This is a genomic window from Oleiphilus sp. HI0128 (assembly GCF_001635365.1).
This window is the reverse complement of the sequence record NZ_LWGG01001162.1, coordinates 1-1,116: the sequence shown is the minus strand read 5'-3', so window position 1 is coordinate 1,116 and position 1,116 is coordinate 1. Positions and strand designations below refer to the sequence as shown.

The following is a 1,116-nucleotide window of genomic DNA, read 5'->3' as shown; positions in this document are numbered from 1 at the left end:
ACTAAAAAACCAGAAGCGGAGTCTAGCGGTAAGCTATTCGCAGAAGTTGGCTCGTATAGTTTTCGCAGCGTAGGCGGCATGATAAACGGCACAATTTCTGAGGATAAGGTTCTAGGCCGTTTAGCTGTTGTTAAGACCGATCACGATCCTTACGTCAAGAATACTGCTGCAACAGGTGTTGATGGTTTATTGGATGACGACTCTTTAGCGACTCGCGGGGCATTGCGCTTTTTGCTCGATGACAAAAGCGAGTTAGTGTTAAGGGCAGATTATTCAGATATTGATAGGAATCCAGCGGCTTATAAGACGACGCTTGTGAACTCGGATGGTGCAGCAGGTACATTAGCAGCAGGAGCAATAGTTCCTAGTGATCCATGGTCGGTTAATGTCAATGATGTTGACCCCTATACAGAAAGCAAAAACTATGGCGCCTCAATCGAGTATACGCGAAAAATATCTCCTGAATTAACCTTGGTTTCTCTGACAGGGTATAGAGACCTAGATCTCAAGTTAAAGGAAGATACAGATGGTAGCGATGTGGTGTATCTGGTGACAGAGTATGAAGAGCAGCAGAATATGCTCTCGGAAGAACTGCGTCTTCAATATCAAGGTGACAGGCTAAAATGGGTGGCAGGTGCATATTATTTGCAAGAAGAGCATGAATCTGACACTGCCATTAACTCTACAATTGTTGTCGTAGACTCCAAAAACGAAACACAGGCGTATGCGCTCTTTGGGCAAGGAACCTACTCAATAACGGATCGGCTGAATACAACTCTGGGTTTGCGTTACAGCAGTGAAGAAAAAGAATTTGACAATGTGTATGATCACGCAGATCCTACATTAGATTTTTCTGCGTCGCCCTCTAATTCTTGGGACTCATGGAGCCCATCGTTCTCGCTTGATTATACATATGATTCTGGAACGATGGTGTATAGCAGTGTCAAACGCGGTTTCAAAAGCGGCGGTTACAACATGACGGATGCTTCGCCAGAGTATTCTCCCGAGAAGGTTTGGTCCTACGAAATAGGTAGTAAGTTCCAGCTATTAGATAAAAAACTACATTCAAACATAGCTTTATTTTATAGCGACTATCAGGACTTGCAGGTATCAGAG

General features: G+C 43.9%; 1 protein-coding gene. It reads left to right on the top strand.

The annotated features are described in order from the left end of the window. On the top strand, window positions 1-1,116 hold a 1,116-nt coding region (locus A3763_RS28940), incomplete at both ends, for a TonB-dependent receptor (RefSeq protein WP_197483001.1).